Origin of the sequence: Bacillus sp. FJAT-27225, from assembly GCF_001685025.1 — a bacterium.
GTDB lineage: Bacteria > Bacillota > Bacilli > Bacillales > Cytobacillaceae > Bacillus_D.
Genome location: NZ_MAYU01000021.1, coordinates 318,059 through 336,842 on the forward strand (window position 1 = coordinate 318,059; position 18,784 = coordinate 336,842).

The 18,784-nt window shown below is 43.1% G+C and carries 18 protein-coding genes; 11 read left to right on the forward strand and 7 right to left on the reverse strand.

What is annotated here, in order from left to right:
* Window positions 1–219 precede the first annotated feature (219 nt).
* Together cphA and A8F94_RS13660 are read right to left on the reverse strand one after the other, a co-directional pair.
* A complete protein-coding gene (cphA, locus tag A8F94_RS13655; protein WP_066201339.1) occupies window positions 220–2,856 on the reverse strand; it encodes a cyanophycin synthetase in 2,637 nt (878 codons plus the stop codon).
* Window positions 2,857–2,859: 3 nt separating this feature from the next.
* Window positions 2,860–3,663, reverse strand: a complete 804-nt coding sequence (locus A8F94_RS13660; protein WP_066201341.1) for a cyanophycinase — start codon at window positions 3,661–3,663, stop codon at window positions 2,860–2,862.
* Between the two features lie 230 nt (window positions 3,664–3,893).
* On the opposite strand from A8F94_RS13660, the gene A8F94_RS13665 reads away from it, so the two are divergent.
* Together A8F94_RS13665 and A8F94_RS25415 are read left to right on the forward strand one after the other, a co-directional pair.
* A complete protein-coding gene (locus A8F94_RS13665; RefSeq protein WP_066201351.1) occupies window positions 3,894–4,118 on the forward strand; it encodes a hypothetical protein in 225 nt (74 codons plus the stop codon).
* Between the two features lie 304 nt (window positions 4,119–4,422).
* Complete coding sequence (locus tag A8F94_RS25415) at window positions 4,423–4,551, forward strand: 3-methyladenine DNA glycosylase (RefSeq protein ID WP_139070092.1); 129 nt, start codon at window positions 4,423–4,425, stop codon at window positions 4,549–4,551.
* 154 nt (window positions 4,552–4,705) lie between these two features.
* On the opposite strand, the gene A8F94_RS13670 is transcribed toward A8F94_RS25415, so the two are convergent.
* A complete protein-coding gene (locus tag A8F94_RS13670) occupies window positions 4,706–4,945 on the reverse strand; it encodes a hypothetical protein (RefSeq protein WP_066201353.1) in 240 nt (79 codons plus the stop codon).
* Between the two features lie 182 nt (window positions 4,946–5,127).
* Here A8F94_RS13670 and A8F94_RS13675 point away from each other — a divergent pair, with 182 nt between their 5' ends.
* Window positions 5,128–5,400: a hypothetical protein gene (locus A8F94_RS13675; RefSeq protein WP_077247710.1), complete on the forward strand. Its 273-nt coding sequence runs from the start codon at window positions 5,128–5,130 to the stop codon at window positions 5,398–5,400.
* 467 nt (window positions 5,401–5,867) lie between these two features.
* The gene (locus tag A8F94_RS13680; RefSeq protein WP_066201363.1) at window positions 5,868–6,221 is read left to right on the forward strand and encodes a hypothetical protein; all 354 of its coding nucleotides are present in this window, start codon (window positions 5,868–5,870) and stop codon (window positions 6,219–6,221) included.
* Window positions 6,222–6,318: 97 nt separating this feature from the next.
* On the opposite strand, the gene A8F94_RS13685 is transcribed toward A8F94_RS13680, so the two are convergent.
* Both A8F94_RS13685 and A8F94_RS13690 read right to left on the reverse strand, forming a co-directional pair.
* Entirely contained in the window at window positions 6,319–7,293 is a 975-nt protein-coding gene (locus A8F94_RS13685) for an aldo/keto reductase (RefSeq protein WP_066201366.1), read from the reverse strand.
* Between the two features lie 31 nt (window positions 7,294–7,324).
* The gene (locus tag A8F94_RS13690) at window positions 7,325–8,197 is read right to left on the reverse strand and encodes a GNAT family N-acetyltransferase (protein ID WP_175384422.1); all 873 of its coding nucleotides are present in this window, start codon (window positions 8,195–8,197) and stop codon (window positions 7,325–7,327) included.
* Window positions 8,198–8,368: 171 nt separating this feature from the next.
* On the opposite strand from A8F94_RS13690, the gene A8F94_RS13695 reads away from it, so the two are divergent.
* Complete coding sequence (locus A8F94_RS13695; protein WP_066201374.1) at window positions 8,369–10,237, forward strand: GGDEF domain-containing protein; 1,869 nt, start codon at window positions 8,369–8,371, stop codon at window positions 10,235–10,237.
* A 187-nt stretch (window positions 10,238–10,424) separates the two neighbouring features.
* Here the strand turns inward: A8F94_RS13695 and A8F94_RS13700 are convergent, their stop codons facing one another.
* On the reverse strand, window positions 10,425–11,672 hold the full coding sequence (locus tag A8F94_RS13700) for a GNAT family N-acetyltransferase (RefSeq protein WP_066201382.1): 1,248 nt from the start codon (window positions 11,670–11,672) through the stop codon (window positions 10,425–10,427).
* 14 nt (window positions 11,673–11,686) lie between these two features.
* The gene (locus tag A8F94_RS13705; RefSeq protein WP_066201385.1) at window positions 11,687–12,568 is read right to left on the reverse strand and encodes a GNAT family N-acetyltransferase; all 882 of its coding nucleotides are present in this window, start codon (window positions 12,566–12,568) and stop codon (window positions 11,687–11,689) included.
* Between the two features lie 184 nt (window positions 12,569–12,752).
* On the opposite strand from A8F94_RS13705, the gene A8F94_RS13710 reads away from it, so the two are divergent.
* The 6 genes from A8F94_RS13710 to A8F94_RS13735 all read left to right on the forward strand — a co-directional run bounded on the left by A8F94_RS13710 (window position 12,753) and on the right by A8F94_RS13735 (window position 18,687).
* The gene (locus A8F94_RS13710) at window positions 12,753–13,325 is read left to right on the forward strand and encodes an FAD-dependent oxidoreductase (RefSeq protein WP_066201388.1); all 573 of its coding nucleotides are present in this window, start codon (window positions 12,753–12,755) and stop codon (window positions 13,323–13,325) included.
* A 98-nt stretch (window positions 13,326–13,423) separates the two neighbouring features.
* Window positions 13,424–13,999 carry a CBO0543 family protein gene (locus A8F94_RS13715; RefSeq protein WP_066201391.1) on the forward strand — a complete coding sequence of 192 codons (576 nt, stop codon included), beginning with the start codon at window positions 13,424–13,426 and terminating at the stop codon, window positions 13,997–13,999.
* 178 nt (window positions 14,000–14,177) lie between these two features.
* Complete coding sequence (locus A8F94_RS13720) at window positions 14,178–15,368, forward strand: NAD(P)/FAD-dependent oxidoreductase (protein WP_066201394.1); 1,191 nt, start codon at window positions 14,178–14,180, stop codon at window positions 15,366–15,368.
* Window positions 15,369–15,575: 207 nt separating this feature from the next.
* On the forward strand, window positions 15,576–16,268 hold the full coding sequence (locus tag A8F94_RS13725) for a response regulator transcription factor (RefSeq protein ID WP_066201398.1): 693 nt from the start codon (window positions 15,576–15,578) through the stop codon (window positions 16,266–16,268).
* Entirely contained in the window at window positions 16,265–17,623 is a 1,359-nt protein-coding gene (locus tag A8F94_RS13730) for a sensor histidine kinase (RefSeq protein WP_066201404.1), read from the forward strand. Before A8F94_RS13725 ends, A8F94_RS13730 begins: the two co-directional genes overlap by 4 nt.
* 323 nt (window positions 17,624–17,946) lie before the next feature.
* Window positions 17,947–18,687 carry a PepSY domain-containing protein gene (locus A8F94_RS13735; protein WP_066201406.1) on the forward strand — a complete coding sequence of 247 codons (741 nt, stop codon included), beginning with the start codon at window positions 17,947–17,949 and terminating at the stop codon, window positions 18,685–18,687.
* Window positions 18,688–18,784: the final 97 nt, after the last annotated feature.

Sequence of the window (18,784 nt, forward strand, 5' to 3'; positions counted from 1 at the left end):
AATCTTTTTTTGCAACCTTTAAAAATATCCATGAAAGTATGCGTCTCCATGCAAAAAAACCTTCTGCCAGAGTTAAAAAGGGATTGCCGCGGAGAGCAATCCCTTTTTTATAGTGAAATATAAAAAAGTTTAAAGCCTTCTGAGAGTAATCATCGAGAAACAGACGATTTTTGCATGTCGCGAGGCGCCTTTTACCTGCAAGGCGCGTGCGCTTTTATCTCAAATAATCCTTTTTGCAAGTGTGTTTGACTTGCTGCTTACTTGCGACAGAAATTCGGTAACCGCTGAATACTTTTCGTAAAGAAAGATCAATGTATCGCCTTCCTTTGACCGGTTCCACGCATCATGATACGATTGCAGTTCATCAAGCACAACAAAGAACTGCTTTCTGGACATTCCTTTTTCCTTGAGGGCCGCTTCAAGCATCATAGTGGCCGTTTCCATCGGAGCCCGTCCTCTTAGGTCTGCATCCTCCCTAAAGATAATTCGGTCTGCATTTCTTACAGCAATCCTGGCCATTTCACGAATTTCATGGTCTTGGCGGTCTCCTGGGGAAGAAATAACCGCTGTAGTAGTACCTCCCTTAAAGTGTCTTGCTGTATCGAAGAACGCAAGCATACCGGCAATATTATGGGCATAGTCAATAATGATCGTTCTGCCGCCAAGCTGGAATGTATTGAATCTACCTCTTGATTGCTCATGGTCCGGCTTGAATGTTAATGCCTTCTCTTTCAATCTTTCAATCGATACACCCTGAGAGTAGGCAGCAGCGAATGCCTGAAGCAGATTGGAGATATTGTATCTTGCTTTGCCATTAATCGTTACAGGTATATCACTGACTGGCAAGAGCCTTGTTTTCACCCCATCCTCGACACATTCGATCCATTCGTCTTCGTTTAAATACCATACGGTCCAGCCATTTTCAATTGCTTGGTGAATGTGTTGGTTCATATGGGACAAACTTGTGTAAATAATATTGCCCCGTGTATAGGCTGCCATTTGAACTACCTCTGAATCATCGGCATTCAGAATACAGTAGCCGCCTTCCATGACGACTTCAGGTATAAGCCTTTTTAGCTTTACAAGTTGGCCGAATTCCTCAATTCCGTCCAGGCCGAGATGATCCTCACTCACGTTTGTAACAATTCCTACATCACATTGTCTGAAGGCTAATCCTTCACGTAAAATCCCGCCCCTCGCCGTCTCAAGAACGGCGGCATCCACTTCATGGCTGTGGAGGATTTTCCGGGCGCTAATTGGACCGCTGCAATCCCCTTCATCGATTGTCTGATCTCCAATGTAAACTCCGTCCGAATTGGTCATGCCTACTGTATAACCATCACGTTCCAGAAAATGTTTTACAAGCCTCGTTGTCGTTGTCTTGCCATTGGTACCGGTAATCGAAATGATTGGGATGGAAGATTCCTCGCGCGTCTTGTATAAATAATCTACAATCGCTTTGCCAACATTGCGAGGTGTTCCTTTTGAAGGATAGTGGTGCATCCGTATTCCGGGAGCGGCATTTACCTCAACTATCGTTGTTTCGTTCCGGCCCAGTTTTTTCTTGATATCCGGGGAAATGACATCGATCCCGGCCACATCAAGCCCAATTGCCTTTGCAGCAGCAATAGCCATCCGCCTGATAGTGGGATGAACTTCATCAGTTACATCTATTGCCTGGCCGCCAGTCGATAGATTGGCATTCCCGACAACTTGTATCACCCGGCCTGGCTCTGGTACTGAATCCAGGGTCAGATTCGATTTCTCGAGATAACAGGCAACAATCGAATTGAGAGGTATTTTTGACATCGGTTTTTCATGCCCATCCCCTCTAAGCGGATTGTTGTTTTCCTCTTCAATCAAGTCTTTTATTGAATCCCTTCCGTTGCCAATAACAAAAGGCGCGATTCTCATGCTTGCTGCGACAAGCTGATCATCTACAACAAGCAGCCTAAAGTCATTCCCCTCGTAATACCGTTCAACAATATAGTTTGGTTCAGGGTGTTCAAGACAGTTAAGAATCGAGAATAATTCCTCCCGGTTCTTTATATTTGTAAAGACCCCTCGCCCTTGCCTTCCATTTAAGGGTTTAATGACAACAGGAAAACCAATCCGTTCGGCAGCGTCGAATATTTCTTCGAGCGAACTAGCTGTTTCGCCTTTTGGAACCGGCAGACCAGCACCTGCAAGAAGTGATTTCGTTATTTGCTTATCACAGGAGTTCTCAACAGCAATATGGGATGTCTGGCTCGTAATTGTTGCTTGAACAAATTTTTGTTTTCGTCCTGTACCAAGCCTTACTAAGCTTTCAGAGCCGACCCGCTCAACGGGGATCCCTCGTTCAAAAGCAGCATTGTAAATCGCTTCAGTGCTGGGGCCAAGCTTATGTTCATAATACAGATGTTCAATCTTATCTATATACGGCTTTATCTCGACTTCTGCTTCCCCATTGAGGATCCGTTCGACCAGTTCCATTGCTGCAAGAAAGGCATAGTAGCCGGATTTGGGCTCCCTATAGTCGTATGTAACATAATAGATGCCCTTTTTACTGCCAGTAAGGGTCTTTCCCCTGCGGACTTTAATTCCAGCCAAGAACTGAAGCTCAATTGCAATATGTTCAAGGATATGGCCCATCCAGGTCCCTTCATTGAGCCTTTCCACAAAGCCCCCTTCGTAGCCACGCGAACAGGTATGATCTTTAAGTGAAGGTATTGACTTTAACAAAGCTTCATTAAACCCCGGAAGAGTGTTGGAAGGACTGAACTCGAGTTCTTCCAGGTCCAGCTCGATCCATATTGTCGGTTTATAATTGAAGTAATTTGGGCCTTTCAAATACCGCACTCGTTTGATTCTCATGATTTACTCCCCTTTAAACAAAAGTTTTCTATTTTTGAGGTCAAATCTATAGCCATGTGTAAGGGTATGAAGTTTGAAATTAGAAAGGGTCAGCTCTTCGCTTCCATCTTCGTTTGTAGTCACTTCCACGAAAGAGTTATCCTTCCCATCGAGAATGAGTACCTGGTGTTCACCAATCACTTCAAATAGGTCCCCTTCAACCAATATTGCGGTATTTTCATCTATGCCAATTCCCATTAGGTCAGGATTGCCCGCAATTGCCCCGAGGAGCCTGTCAAACCGGGACCGCTGAGAAAAATGCTGATCAATCAGCATATCTCTCATAAACCCGAACCCTATATCCATCTCAACCTGAAGGATTTCATCCGAGTCTTTTGTTAAGGCACTGACGATCATATGCTTTCCCATTATTGATGCCCCGGCACTTGTTCCTCCAATGGGCATTCCGTTTTTCCATTTTTCAAAAAGAAGCCCATGCAGTTTTGTACCGCTAATCATTTGGGTAAGGCGGCTTTGGTCTCCTCCCGTTATAAAGAGAGAAGAAATTCCCTCTACATCCTTCAATATTTGCTCATTTTCAGCTTTTTCGCGGGAATCAACATCAATGGTTATCGAATCTGTGATGCCAAGATTCCTGAAAACCTTTTTGTATTCCCCTCCAACCTCCTCGGGAATTTTCGTAGCGGTTGTAAGAATCCCAACCTTGCCTTCCCGCTTGAGCGAAAGTTCGGTGAACTTTCTTAAAATGGTAACGCCCTGATATTTCTCCTCCGCGCCTCCAATAATCAACAATGGCCCATAGCTCACAAGAATCACCTGTATCCATGAATTTTAATTTCGCCAAATATAACTAACCTTTTATACCCAATTTTGAAAAAATAAAACTATTGTTCGTAAAAGGATATGTATGAAATGAAAGAATATGGCTGTACTGAAAAATAATCTTTTTCGGACAGGCATATTACCAGCCCAACAGTCAAGGAGTAAACGTTTTAACTAATCCTTAAAGGGTATATCTAAACAAGAGGTGATCATCTATGGCAAATGAAGGAAACCATCGCAATGGCTTGCAAAAGGGCAGCCGCGATAATCCCGAACAATATCCTACAAACAATGAAAGCCTTTTTGACAAGTTTGAGAGTCAGCAAAACGTAGACCCCCTTCCGATTGAAGATTTAGCTATTGAGCAGCGGGAAGAGAAAGACGGCGATCATACGAAGGATCAATCGTCCAGTGAAAACAAATACAAAACGGGGTTATAAGAAAAGCACAAGCGCCTTCGTGACAGGCAAAATGCGCCTGTCTCTGCGATAATTATTCCTAGGAGCTTTCCTTAATGCCCAGCGCCGTATGGCCTGTAGTCTCTCCAACTGAGATAAAGGAAACACGAAGAGCCAAATTCGATTCGATGTTGACTTATCGTAGGGCGGAGAGCGAAGGACACTAGGCGCTATGCGCTGGAGCTAGACAGTTTAAAAAGGATGTTTTTTATACTCCAAAAAGACTGCCCGTAAAAAAGTTTTTTCCAAAAACGATAAGAAGTACATGCATCAAAGGAGGATCTTCATGGACAACAATAAAAAAGACCAAAACAACAATTCTGTCGAACAAAATAAAAAAATGGAAAAAGGAAAGGATATTTCCGCACAGCGTGATCCTGAGAAACCAAACCATACTTCTTTAAAAGAACAATAGAACAATTTAAAAAAGATTGCCTGGGCAGCCAGGCAATCTTTTTTACCTTATTTTAAGTTTTGAAGGAAGCTATTGACCACAATTGAACTGCCGAGCTCGAAGTTGACAACTAGCATAAGAAGCTTAACCAATGAGATATTTTCTTTTGCCACTATCAGCTCTCCTTATTGACAGATCCTTTCTTCCTGCCTCTTAATAAGCGGATATCTGCAGTAATACTAAATGCAAACCCGATTAACACACCGCAAATAACAAACAATCTGCCATTGAAAACTTCTGAATGAATGATATTGGCCAATGCTTCCCAAAAGCCGTATTGGAACAAAATCATATCGAAAATCGCCGTCAGCCCAGTAACGAAGACCATTGTCAAAATAAAGGAAATTGTTATCAACTGCTTCTCCTCCTAAGAAAAAGAACCTTCCCTACTAGAGTGTCTATAATTTCTTTTTTTATCCAAATGACAAAAGTGCTTCAGTAACTATCAGCCTGGCACTTTCAGCTGGTTTAATAGTTGGGTTCACCTTGAAGAATGACGACACATAAACTATTGTGACTGGTAAAGGAGGGGAAAAAATGGATCAGAGGCAAATCTTTGGAGGCCCGCTTGGCGGTTATGGCAACTACCCAGGCCATGGCTATGGAGGTTATGGTGGCGGCTTTGGCGGTTACGGAGGCTTTGGAGGCTACGGCGGAGGTTATCCAGGCTACGGTGGTTACCATGGTTATGGCGGCTATGGGTATCCTGGATACCATCATGGATATCATCACGGTCATCATCACGGTCATCATCATGGCCATCACTATGGACACCATCATGGCCATCATCATGGTTATCGAAAGGAATAGGGAGTTGTTTCAAAGCCTGGTCTATACGCCAGGCTTTTTCTATTTTCCCCTTGCCTAACCCTTCAAAAAGTTTTATTGGTCTTCAATCTAATAGCGCGCGTTTATCTGAAAAATCAACAGTTACAGAAAGGTTCTTTAAAAAATGCCTTTTAAACGTTTATTTTTTATGACAGAAGGAACAGATAAAGAGAGGCAGCGGTGATAAAGTGAAACTTCAATAAGTGAGGGGTTCTTCATCACCCCTGATTGTTAGTCCCGTTCTACTGCCGCTATTTTGCCAAAGAACCCCGGAACTGTGACCCCGATTAGTTCAGCGGTTCGCTAACCGCTAAATGGGACAGCCGCAAGTTTTACTGAATCTCATTAATCAGCATTCAGGGACTGTTAACCCCCACCTGCGCTTCCTCGATCTGAGGCGTTGCTCTTACAGCAGGTTTTTGCGGGATAATGGAAAGGAGACGTGAATCATGCACCTAGAAAACTTTGAAAACCAGAAAATCCAGATTAAGCTGCGCAACTTTCCGGAAGAGATGACGGGAGATGTGACGGGTATCTATAAACCGGAGGAATGGTACCTGGCAAAGCTTGTAAAAAGTGAAAACTCGGGAATCTGGGTTGAAAACCCATGCTATAAACGGACTTTAATTAGGGACGATGAAGGAACAGCCATACCCGAAGAAGAACAAATTGAAGAAACCTGTGTCACCCATTTACTTATCCGTTGGGAATATATAAGCTCGATAATCACCTTCCCGGAAGAAAAGAAAACCGGTGTAGATAAAAGGGCACAATTGATTGGCTTTAGGCCGGATTTTCAGTAGCAAAATGGGCCCCGAATGAAAATCGGGGCCCCCCTAATGTAAGTTTCCTAATGAGTGATGTAACTGGATGGGATCGGCTTAGTAAAATACGTCAAATTTAAGGAAGCTTCCTACCTCTAGCCGAAACGTATAAGGAATACCACTCTTCCCTCGTCATTTTTTCTGCTTGGAGGGCTGCGTCCCTGCAATTACGAATTCTTTCCGGATTGGTAGTCCCTATAACCGGCTGGATTTTAGCTGGATGGCGCATCAGCCAGCCAAGGACAATCGCCTCCCTTGTTGTTTCCTTTTCAGCAGCCATTTTGGCAACCAATTCGGCTGTGGAAAGTTCTGGTTCAGCGGCTGAAACCTCATTCCGCGTAAAAATACCTCTTGCCAGAGGGGACCAGGCCTGCAGCTGAATTTCCTTTCGCATACAATGCTCAATCACCCCTTCTGAAAAATGGCTTTCCAGCCCTTCAGCCTGGTTAACATATACACCCTGCTCAAGCCAATCGAGTTTACCCAGGCTCATTTCAAGCTGGTTGACAACGAGAGGAACCCCACTATAATCCCTAATCAGCTTCATCTGCCCGACACTCATATTTGAAACTCCAAAGCTTCGGACCTTACCTGATTCCTCTAAATCCCTTAATGCCTCACCAACTTCATCTGGCTCCATCAGCGGGTCTGGCCGGTGCAAAAGCAGAATGTCCAAATAATCAATTCCAAGCCTAGTAAGGATTCCATCAACTGATGCAAGAATATGTTTTTTAGAAAAATCATAGCGGCCTGGGCCTGTCTCATCTTCAAAGCGAATCCCGCATTTACTCTGGATAACAAGTTTCTCCCTTAATCGAGGCTTTGTTTTAAGAATTTTCCCAAATACCGTTTCAGCCTTTCCTCTCGTGTAGATATCAGCATGGTCCACCATACTGATTCCTGCTTCCAATGCCGCTTCCACAGCTTTTTCAGCCTTTAGCATATGTTCATCGGAAATTGGGCTGTTATCCCAGCCCCCGCCAAAGCCCATGCAACCCAGCACTAGCCTGCTATCCGTTATTCCTCGTTTTTCTAATGGCATTACGCGCATGTCGTATCAACTTCCTTTCTCATCTTAACTTTTACGCCTGAGCTGTGAGCGGGTGTTTAAATACCTTTGGCAGGAAAGTGCCTTTTCGTACGAACAGCACTTCGCTGGAGTCAAATTTTTCGATATCCCACGAAACCCCATCGCCGTCAGGAGTGAAGTGAAGGACAGCCCTCCTAGTTTCCGGACCCGAAATTTTAGAAAGAGCCCGTTTTAAGTCCATCTCTTTTTGAAAAATAAGGTCGTAAACATGCATCTCTCTAGCTTTTTCTTCAAAAATGGCAATCAACTGTTCCTCTTCTAGATAATAAATTTTTTCAGAAAATGCATTCAAACAATAAAACATCAAAAGCTCTTCAGTACCTAAAGCGGAAAATACAGAGGAAACGGGTGATCGTTCCGATGCTAACCTATAAAGAAGCGCCCGTTCCTCTTCATTATCTATATTTAGTTTCCGCATTTTAGGAAGCGGTCCTTTTCGTTCGGTTAATTTTATTGAAAACATATGTTCAGAGACTGGCATAAAACCGAATTTGGGATAAAAATCCAGAACTGTACGGTTAGCAAACAAGTAAATCAAGTCATATTGTCCATGAACATCCTCGAGCACCAATTCCATCAACTGTCTGGCCAGGCCCTCTCCCCGATAATCCGGATGGGTCATCACTGTCCCAATTTGCAGTGCGTTTTTCTTTTGGCCATCAATAAGGAGGCCAAGTTGGTTGGCGGAAACATTCGCTATCACTTTTTCGTTATTGATAAAAGAATACGGTATGTAATTTGAGGTTAAATACCCCTTATCCATCCAGTTGCGAAATGAAATCCCAAATACGTTGCCAGCAAGCTGAATAAAGCTATCCCTTAATTGGGGATTATCCAAATACCCCTTTGCAACTGTATACCCCACTATTTGCCCCCTTTCATTCGTGTCGTCTATCATTTTACTCTTAAGCAACCTTAAAACCAACTATATTAACTAAAATCAAGGCCGGTTAATACCTCGCTTTTGTCATAATTTTTTCAAAATTTCCCATTCTAAATACTGTTCATGATGTATAATTATCATGGGTGATTTGCGGTGATAGATCGAACATTATTTATTTTTGCTGGATTACTTGCGACAATTTATATATATTCAACCATCTCAACTGGCATGTGGAATCTTCTGCCTGCCATGTTCCTCCTTTTCCTCCTCTGCAGCATCCTCCATTTGCGGCTTAAGGAAAAGTACCGGGCTGATGCTACCCGCTCACGGGAGGAATTCATTGAAAAACAACATCGCCTTGAAACTATTTTCAGTCATTCCGCACTTGGGATATTTTTGGCTGACAAGGATGGAAGGCTTACTTTCTCAAATCCAAAATTACAGGAAATGATTGGCTATAGCGAGCAGGAACTCCAAAACCTCTCATTTCTTGAATTTACAAATAAGGAAGACCGGCTTAGCGCTGTGGAATTTTTCCGAATGCAGCTGGAAGTTAAACTTCCTTATACAAGGGAAAAACGGTTCCTAAGAAAAGACGGCTCCATTTTTATCGGAAAACTGACTGTATCATTCGCCCTTGACTCTTTTGGTGATGTTTCCTATGTTATCGCCAATGTTGAGGATATAACAAAAGAAAAACTTTTGCAGCAGGATTTGGAGGAGAGCAAAAAAAGGTATCGTGACCTGGTAGCCTATTCACCCGAGCCTATTGTTGTCCATCGCAATGGCCAAATCATTTTTGTAAACAAAAAAGCATCTGAACTGCTGGGAATGCCAATCAAAGATATTTTAAATCGGCCAATCTATGATTTTATCAATCAGGATGACCACAAAAAAACGAAAGAAGTGCTCACGGAACTGCAGGAAACATGGGGAGAAACAGAAATCCGCAATTTCAATATTTCAACACCCGAGGGCAGACGCATTACCATCGAGATGACCCACAAAGCAATTGAGTATGAGGGAAAGCCATCAATCCTTGCCATCTTCCGCGATGTGACTGCAAAAAGAAAACTTGAAAAAAGCCTCTGGAAAGCCAATGAACGATACAGATTCATTATAGAAAATTCCAGAGACTTGATTGCCTTTCTAACCCCTGAAGGAAATTACGATTTTGCCTCGGCTGCCTGCAGGGAAACCCTCGGGTTTGAACCAGAAGAGCTGCTCGGGCACAACGCTTTCAGCTATATGCACGAAGATGATAAGGATAAAATAGAACAACTGGCATTAAGTTTAAATCAAGAAAAAGAGGATTATTTTTCCCTGCTCTATAGGCATCAGCTCAAGCAAGGCGGATATATTTGGCTCGAAACGATTGCCAAAATACTTCGAAACGACAAAGGCGAAGTCGAATCGATCCTTGCAGTATCAAGGGATGCGACCAAGCGGATGGAAAAAGAAGCGAGCCTCGAATCTGCCAACGATTTTCTAAAAATGCTTTCGTCTCTTGATGGGCTGACAGGCATACCAAACCGGCGTTACCTTGAGGAAACCCTTGAAAAGGAATGGGAACGAAACAAACTTCATGAGACTCCGCTGTCAGCCATCATGCTTGATATCGATTGCTTCAAACAGTATAACGATACATACGGACACTTGGCCGGTGATGATGCCTTAAAGGAGGTCGCATCAACGATTCGTGATACAGTAAAGCGCCCCCGCGATTTAGCTGCTCGCTACGGAGGCGAGGAATTTATCATTCTGCTTCCGGAAACCGATTCAGCCGGTGCAATGTTGATAATGGATACGGTCAGAAAGAATATCCAAAGCCTGCAAATCCCCCACAGAACTTCTGAAGTGGATGAAGTTGTAACTGTCAGTGCCGGATATGCCACATTCATTCCGGATTATCAACTTTCACCCAAGGATTTGCTAAGAGAAGCGGATATTGCCCTTTATAAGTCCAAACGGGCGGCAAAAAATACAGCCTTGCCGGCAAAAGATAATGTATCTCTCTTTTAACTGTCTGAAAACAGCCTGGTTTAATAACTCGAAAAGGGACGCCCGAATCTGGGCCTCCCTTTTTAGGTTTTAGGATAACTCTTTTAAAAGATTATTTTCGTTTACCTCCACTAAGGAAAGCTCCTGCATTAATCGTCGCAGGGACAAGCGTTTTTTGCTTGTCACGAAGGCGCTTACGCTTTTGCTCTTAAAAAGGCTTTATGCAAATCGGCTTTTCCATTGGACGGAATGCCTTTGTTATAACTTTCAGAAAAGCTGGGTCAGAGATTTTCAGCTTACCATATTGATATAGCCGTGCTCCGTCTGCAGCACCAACTAGCAAAGATGACAGGTCGGAAATGTCAATTTCAATATCAAACTCAGCTTCAGCGAAATCAGCTTTGGAAATGTAGCCATTGTCCAGGCGAAGTGTATATATCCCTGGTTCACTAGAGTCAAAACTATTGTGGACCTTCAATGAGAAGCAGGAAGTCACTCCATTAAAGTCGCGTCCTGACAGGTCTCGGACCGCGGCATCAAAATCAAGGATTCTATACATAATCCCCACTCCCGCTCTGTTCGACTCGTGATAGACACTAGGAATCAAATTGCCGCTTCCATTTCGGGGATCCCCCAATAAAAATTCCAATCCATCGTCCTGGGTATTGAGTATCACCCTTTCAATCTGGTCCGCCTGAGTGTGAAGAAATGCAGACAAACATTCAAGAGCTTCCGGAGTTTCATAGATCATTTCCTTAATGACTATATTATTACGAAGGAAATTCCCGCTTGACGCTGGTTCGAATCCAAAAATCATATATCCCCTTATATCCTGACCATCCACTACTCCGACAACGCGATTGTCATTGTTTTTAAAAATAGCTTCTGCATCCCAATTGTTTTTCAAAATCATACCGTGTGTCTTCTCTGCATAACGATTGTGGCAGTCTTTGATTTTACCCGCTTCGACCTGAGTGAGCCAGGCAAGCCCCTCCTTCCTTCCGTTTGGAAAGCTGTCCGGAGCTATTTTATACTGGTTCATTTTTGGTCCGTATCCAAACCCCATTTTTTTATAAAAATCAGGCCGAAATGGATATAACAGTGCGAAAGATACCCCTTTTTCACGGAAATGGCCAAGGAAAAAATGAACCAGCTCCTTTGCTGCCTTTTCTTTCTTATGTACTAGATCGACCGCAACAGAGCCGATTCCTCCGGCACGGACCATTTTTCCAAATACATTCATTTCGAATGTATTAAGTCTCATTCCTCCCAGGAGCTTTTCGTTTCTAAAGAGGCCATAGTACTCCGTATTGCCGGATTCCTCCTGGTTTTTGAAATACGAATCGGCAAGTTTTTGTTTGTATTCTTCGGTATTTTCGCGATTGGCGGGATAAGCCTGAATAGTTATCGTTGCAAAGTCCAAGAAGTCGTGCCTTTCAAGTTTTCTAATTTCCATACGCCTTCACTCTCCTAGTCCATTTTTTTATTCATCATGACTTGATGAACAAATGGAGTAAATCCGATATCTTTTAAAACTTCATGTGTAAGCTTGCTTTTTTCAATATGAAGGTTAAGGATGACCCTTCTAATATCATCCTCAAATGAACCAAAAATATAGTTTACAAGAGTCTGCATGATAACATAGCTATCAGCTCTCGTTTCGTCTGTCTCACATTGGTAGACCGTGGTTCCGATGTGCCTGCCTTCTTCATTGAACGTTTTTTTAAAGTAGGCATAGCCTGCATCCTGGCCATTTTCGTCGGCAAGGATTACAGCTTCGGCGTCCCGGCCGCTCTGCCAGTGAGTCTGCCACGGATTCCCGCATTTATAAAATGGCAGGAGCCCTACCTGGATTGGATATGCTTTCCGTAGTATATATGTTTGGTTTTGTTCAATAGGATTTTCATTCAATGGGCCAGTCAGCTCGAGGTATTCCAGGTTGTCGACAATTTCATAACCAACGTTTTCGTATAGGGCAATCGCCTTATCATTTCCAGCAATCGCTTCCAGCATTGCAAGCTCGACGCCTTCCTCTCTGTAAATCTTTAGCGTTGCCTCGATCAGCGCCCGGCCTACCCCCTGCTTCCGGAATTTCATTGCAACCGCAGTCCCGCCGTTCCAGGCTGTCTTTATCCCTTTTATAGTCCGTATTCCGTTTACAATAAGTCCCGCTGGCTCGCCGCCCACAAAAGCAACTACACTTAGCGATGCCATAAGATCCTCCATTGGAAACCGTCTTAAAAACGTTTCATGGCTCATGTTCAAATTGACAAAATACCCCTCAAACCCTCGGTTCCATGCTGTCAGGACTTCTTCATATGTACATTCCGTCAGCCTTTTTATCTGCACCATTCTCTCTCCCCCGCCCCTTGCGAAAATTTTTCCAACCTATTTCAGTTTAAATTGCAATGGCGGTTTGGTCAAAATTGGTTATTGGGTTTATAGTGAAATTCAGTGAGCAGTTCCTTTGACCAACTGGAAGAAAATTAACTACAATAATAATGTTTAAGCAAGTACATAAATAGGAGGCTGCAGCATGTTTGATATTGTCATAATTGGAGCAGGCCCTGCCGGTGCAAGCGCCGCGCTTTTCGCTGCTAAAGCAGGAAAGAAAACAGTTGTCATAGACAGTGACAAAGGAATGACGAAACGTGCATGGCTTGAAAACCATTACGGTGTCAGTGAAATTTCCGGGCCGGATTTGATTGAAACCGGAAAGTCACAGGCGAAAAAGTTTGGAGCGGAATTCGTTGAAGATGCTGCTGCAAGCGTTGAAAAAATTGAAGGCGGATTCAAAGTTACTACTGAAAACCATGGAAGCTTCGAAGGTACTCATGTTATTTTTGCAACGGGTGTATCTGTTGACCTTGCAGAAAAACTTGGCGCTGCGACCAAGCCAGGTACAGAGCCAAGAATCAAGACTGTACTTGATGTTGATGGAAGCGGCAAGACAAACGTAGAAGGCGCGTGGGCTGCGGGAACTGTTGCAGGCGTTAGCGTCCATACGATTATTACTGCCGGTGACGGCGCCAAGGTTGCGATCAATGTCATCAGTGAACTAAACGGTGAACGCTATGTTGACCACGATGTCCTGAAACCAAAAGAATAACTGAACTAGTACGGCCATGCACTTGCATGGCCGTTTTGTTTTTAAATAAATAGCGGGATGGGAATACTAAACCCAACATTTGGATGGGTGGAGAAGGTATGGAAGAACGCATAATAATCATTATCCTGTTTATAGCCGGGGTCACGGGTATTTTATTGATTAGCCGAAATAATTGGAAAAGGTATTTTTTCCTGTATTTAATAAGTGCAATATCGGGACTGCTTATTTGTTATGCATTTGTTGCAATCCGTTTATATTCGTTTCCGGACATACCCTTTCACGATGGTTTGGCAATGCCGGTCGGAATAATTGTTACCGTCTTTCCCTTTCTTGTTTTGTTCGGGGTTTTTTATTCCCCGGAAAAATGGATATGGAAAATTCCTTTTTACTGGACGATTGTCCACCTGGGAATAGCCGGAGAAGTATTTTTAAAACAAACATCTCTTTTCCGATTTAGTACGGAATGGGATTTATGGGATTCCTACACACTTTGGTGGCTGTACCTAATTCTTTTTGACTTGCTCGGTGGTAAAATCATTCCGCGTGAAAATCGCTTACCCATCCCAGACGACGCATTTCGCTATGGAAAATGGGGATGGATTGTTTCCCATGTTATCTTGATTTCCACCATATTCCTCGCCGGGGTTTATACAGGAGCGGCCTTATTCAGATAACCTTTTAATAAGTCACCTATTTCATGCAAAAATAAGTAATATGAATAGCTGGAGCGGCTATAAAAACCGAACATTCATGAAGTATATATAATGTTTAAAAATTGTTCAATATTTCACATAATTACTTGTGAAATATTGAACATGTTAAGCTATACTATATACAAAAGGAGTGATTCGGATGGAAAATAAAGAAAAAATTGTTATTTTAGGTGGAGGGTATGCCGGCCTTTTAACAGCCGTCACTCTTCAGAAGAAAGTCCATAGAAAGCGGGCCGACATAACCCTGGTAAACAAGAATGACTACCACTATTTAACGACAAAAGTTCACGAATCCGGTGCGGGCTCAATCCCGGCAGAATCGATTGTCTTTCCGATTAAAGACTTGATTGACACGGAACGAGTAAATTTTATTAAAGATGAAGTAGTCAGCATCAACCTTGCTGACAAAACGGTTGAATTAAAAACTGGCCGGCTTTCTTATGATTACCTTGTCATCACAATAGGCGGTGTTCCGAAAACATTCGGACTGCCAGGAGTGAAGGAACATGCCTTTTTCCTATTCGATTGGGAAGGAACCAACAATCTACGGGAGCATATTGAAGAACAATTTGAACAATATACAATTGACCAAGATGAAAAACGGCTTACTTTTTTGATTGGCGGAGCTGGATTTTCAGGTATGGAATTTATCTTCGAAATGGAAGAAAGGATTCCAGAACTGTGCAGAGAATACGGAGTCGACCCGGATATCGTCAAAGTAATCTGTGTTGAAGCCAACGATGACCTCTTAAAGGGATATGAGGCTTCAATGGTCAATGACGTCAAAAAAACATCCACTAAGATGAGATCCGAATTCAGGACGGCCATCACAGTCGCATCCTGTGAGGAAGATAAAGTCATTTTCACAAATGGGGATGTCATTGAAACGAATACCTTCATATGGGCAGGCGGTGTTAAAGGCCATCCTATTCTAGAAAGCCTAGGCTTTGATACTCTCCCTGATGGACGGGTGAAAGTTAATGAATTTTGCGAAGTTCCAGGCCGCCGTGATGTTTACGTCCTCGGCGATGCATCTGTCAGTTTTGCTTCGGATGGAAAGCCTTATGCCCCTACTGCGCAAATCGCCCTGCAACAAGGTCAATATTGCGGCTGCAACATCGCCTGTAAAATATATGGGATGAGCGCAAAGCCATTTAAGTATATCCATCGTGGCACCGTAATGAGCATGGGACATAAAAATGCAACTGGGATTGTGTATGGCAAACCTATCCACGGCAGATTTGCCCACTTCATGAAATGGGTCATTGAAAAACGGTATTTCTTCATGCTTGGCGGTCCCCGCCTGCTGATAAAGGAAATCAGGAAATAAGCTAGTTTAAGATAGACAGCTCGCTTCAAAGGCGGGCTGTTTCCTTTTACAATTAACGTTTTTATCCCCTCTCCTTTCATACCTCCTACCCCCATTCTCTTTTCCATCGCGGCAGTTTTGGTACAAACGTATTCCTTTTTAATGAATCCTAGGAACGATATAATTGTAATACTATTTAAATAGAAAGTTAGAAACCGGAGGTACAACATGGCGAGAATATTAGTTATTGAGGACGAAGAAAAAATTGCCCGGGTTCTGGAGCTCGAGCTTGAGTTCGAAGGGTATTCCGTGACGAAGGCAACAGATGGGATTGAGGGGCTCGAGGCTTACCGGACCGGCGAATGGGATTTAATTCTCCTCGATGTCATGCTGCCTGGTATGAGCGGGATTGATCTGTTAAGAAGAATTCGTTCCAGTGACAAGGAGACGAGGATTATCATGTTGACCGCAAAGGGTTCAATCGAGGATAAAGTGACCGGCCTCGACCTTGGTGCAAATGACTATATAACCAAGCCGTTTCAAATTGAGGAGCTGCTTGCGCGGATCCGCGCTGCTTTGAGGCTTAAACCTGCTGCGTCATTGCCAGAGGAAAATGAAGATGTCCTTACCTTTCTTGATCTTAAGCTCAACAAAAAAACGCGTGAAGTTTTCCGAAATACTATCTCGATTGAATTAACACCCCGCGAATATGATTTGTTAGTTTACTTGCTTATGAACCGGAAGCAGGTACTGACGAGAGATCAAATCCTTGAAACTGTCTGGGGCTATGATTTTGCCGGAGATACAAATGTTGTTGATGTTTATATCCGTTATCTTCGCAAAAAGATTGATTTGCCTGACTTACCATCCCTAATTCATACAGTCCGTGGCGTCGGATATGTCCTTAGGGAGGCAAAATGAAACTCAGTGCGAAAATCAACTTATTAACATCTGCGCAGTTTGCCATTTTGATTATAGTTATTAATAGTTTGATTTACATAACGTTCAGCAGCTTATCCTACTCAAACGCTTTGAATAATACAATGGCTGAACTTAAAAAGACTGCAGCTAATATAAACAGTTTAATGGGAGAAGTACCCGAAGCAGACCTTCTTAGAGCCTATATGCCCGTTAATGGTATGATTCAGATTGTGGAGCAAGATAACAAGGGCAGATCTGTTACCTCCCCTTCCGAACTAAAATTGGCTGATAGGAAACCAACCTATTTTTCTAGTGAAGAAAGCAGCCGGATTAAGTATGGCGGTAAGCTTTACACGTTTCAATCCACACCCATTATATTGCCAGATGGTAATGTTGCAAATCTTCAGCTTACGTCGAGCCTAGAGTCTGTTACAGAAATCTTGCGGATGCTCCGCCTTGTCCTAATAGTCGCCACCCTTTTTGCACTTATCCCGGTCGTTGCCTCCAGTGCATTCCTTGGCAGGCTTATTACCAGACCAGTTGCAACTATGACGAGGACAATGACCGATATTAGGCAAAGCGGCGAATTTAAGCGGCTAACACTTGAAGGAAAATCAAAGGATGAACTATATGAAATGAGTGAAACCTTTAACCATATGATGGACCTACTTGAGGAAAACTACGAGAAACAGCAGCAGTTTGCTTCCAATGCGTCGCATGAATTAAAAACTCCACTAACGATAATAGAAAGTTACTCTAGTCTCCTCAAAAGGCGGGGATTGAAAGAACCAAAGCTGTTCGAGGAATCGATTGAAGCCATCCATTCAGAGGCTATCCGGATGAGGGAAATGACTGAACAGCTGTTACTGCTCGCCCGGCATAGCGGTGAGTGGGACTTAAAAATCAAAAAAACAAATTTCTCCTCGCTGGTCATTTCAACAGCCAAAGCATTCGAGAACGCCTATGGCCGCGAGCTTGTGCTTGAACATGACGGGAGCCCTATAATGGTTGCAACGGATGAACAAAAACTGAAGCAGCTCCTATTCATACTCCTTGACAACGCCCGAAAATACAGTGATCAGCCTATCACGCTTTCGTTTGGTACAAAAGGGAAGCTGGCTTTCATCCATGTTATCGACAAAGGTATAGGAATCCCGAAAGAGGAATTATCTAAGGTGTTCGACCGTTTTTATCGTGTCGATAAGGCGAGAAGCCGAAAGATCGGCGGTTCTGGCTTAGGCCTCTCCCTTGCAAAGGACATTGCCGGCGCATTGGGTATTGAGATACAGCTACAAAGTATATACGGTCAGGGGACAACCGCTTCCCTTCATTTTAAAAGCTCTAATTCTCAGTAAATTTTAATGTTCATATGTAAAAATTAGCGTATAAAGTGAAACTTCAATCAGTGAGCTGGTTCTTCATCCCCCACTGATTCTTAGTCCCGTTCTACTGCCGCCAATCCGCTGAAGAACGCGGCGACTAAGCGGCACTATGAACCCGATTGGTTCAACTAAGCCGTTGAAGTTCATTGCGGCAAGTTTCACTGTATCTCACCAATCGGGCACATGCGGTTGTTATCCTCCACCTGCGCTTCATCGATTCTCCAGCCTTAGGCGAGGGTCTTACAGCCCGTTAATGCGGGATAAAAATTAGGCTAATAAAGGCGGTGAAATGACTCATGAAGAAAAAATGGCTGGCCGGCATTGTTGGTATCCTAATTATTATTATTGCTGGATTTGCAATATGGCAGCTTTTAAAACCTGGTAATACTTCTGCCACTGAACTCAACAAACAGGAAGCGAAAACCTTAATAGAAGATCAATTCGGAGGGAAGGTAACAGTTTTACAAGAAAAAAAGAAGGTTTTTCATGCAAAAATGGAAAAGCTGGATAATATTTATGAGGTTGAGGTTGATTCCGAAACAGGAGACATCATCAAACTGGAAAAGGTTAGGGCAACAAATACAGAGGAACCATCTGGTTTAACCGAGAATGAAATAAAAGAAATAGCACTTGCCAATGCTGCAGGTACCCTTTCATCTCTGTCCAAAACACAGTCCAATGGGAAAACAGTATACAAAGCAGTCGTGAAAGACAACGAACAAACAACGAATCTCACTATAGATGCTGTAGATGGCAATATCCTTTCAAAAACCAATGATCCTGTAAATCCTTCGAAACAACTCACTGAAACTGAAGCGGCTAAAATTGCAGCCAAACAGGTTAAGGGTGAACTAGATGATATCAGCCTCCAGTCCTCCAATGGGCTAACATTTTACTTATGTGAAATTAAAACCGCCGATGGCCGCGAAGCAACCGTTCAAGTAAATGCCATAACAGGAGATGTGATGACTGTTACGTGGGATGATTACGACGATGATGACGACGGCAACGATAACAATGATGATGACGATGAATAAAGTGAAACTTCCATCACGGGGTTTTTAGCCCGTAAAATTCTAATCAAATTTTAATTTATCTTTCCTCCTTCTCTCATCTTCACTGGATATAGTGAAG

Bases quoted from the DNA above. Each gene is read 5' to 3' on its own strand.
- cphA (WP_066201339.1), bottom strand. From the start codon at position 2,856: ATGAGAATCAAACGAGTGCGGTATTTGAAAGGCCCAAATTACTTCAAT.
- A8F94_RS13665 (WP_066201351.1), top strand. From the start codon at position 3,894: ATGGCAAATGAAGGAAACCATCGCAATGGCTTGCAAAAGGGCAGCCGC.
- A8F94_RS25415 (WP_139070092.1), top strand. From the start codon at position 4,423: ATGGACAACAATAAAAAAGACCAAAACAACAATTCTGTCGAACAAAAT.
- A8F94_RS13675 (WP_077247710.1), top strand. From the start codon at position 5,128: ATGGATCAGAGGCAAATCTTTGGAGGCCCGCTTGGCGGTTATGGCAAC.
- A8F94_RS13680 (WP_066201363.1), top strand. From the start codon at position 5,868: ATGCACCTAGAAAACTTTGAAAACCAGAAAATCCAGATTAAGCTGCGC.
- A8F94_RS13685 (WP_066201366.1), bottom strand. From the start codon at position 7,293: ATGCGCGTAATGCCATTAGAAAAACGAGGAATAACGGATAGCAGGCTA.
- A8F94_RS13700 (WP_066201382.1), bottom strand. From the start codon at position 11,672: ATGGAAATTAGAAAACTTGAAAGGCACGACTTCTTGGACTTTGCAACG.
- A8F94_RS13705 (WP_066201385.1), bottom strand. From the start codon at position 12,568: ATGGTGCAGATAAAAAGGCTGACGGAATGTACATATGAAGAAGTCCTG.
- A8F94_RS13710 (WP_066201388.1), top strand. From the start codon at position 12,753: ATGTTTGATATTGTCATAATTGGAGCAGGCCCTGCCGGTGCAAGCGCC.
- A8F94_RS13715 (WP_066201391.1), top strand. From the start codon at position 13,424: ATGGAAGAACGCATAATAATCATTATCCTGTTTATAGCCGGGGTCACG.
- A8F94_RS13720 (WP_066201394.1), top strand. From the start codon at position 14,178: ATGGAAAATAAAGAAAAAATTGTTATTTTAGGTGGAGGGTATGCCGGC.
- A8F94_RS13725 (WP_066201398.1), top strand. From the start codon at position 15,576: ATGGCGAGAATATTAGTTATTGAGGACGAAGAAAAAATTGCCCGGGTT.
- A8F94_RS13730 (WP_066201404.1), top strand. From the start codon at position 16,265: ATGAAACTCAGTGCGAAAATCAACTTATTAACATCTGCGCAGTTTGCC.
- A8F94_RS13735 (WP_066201406.1), top strand. From the start codon at position 17,947: ATGAAGAAAAAATGGCTGGCCGGCATTGTTGGTATCCTAATTATTATT.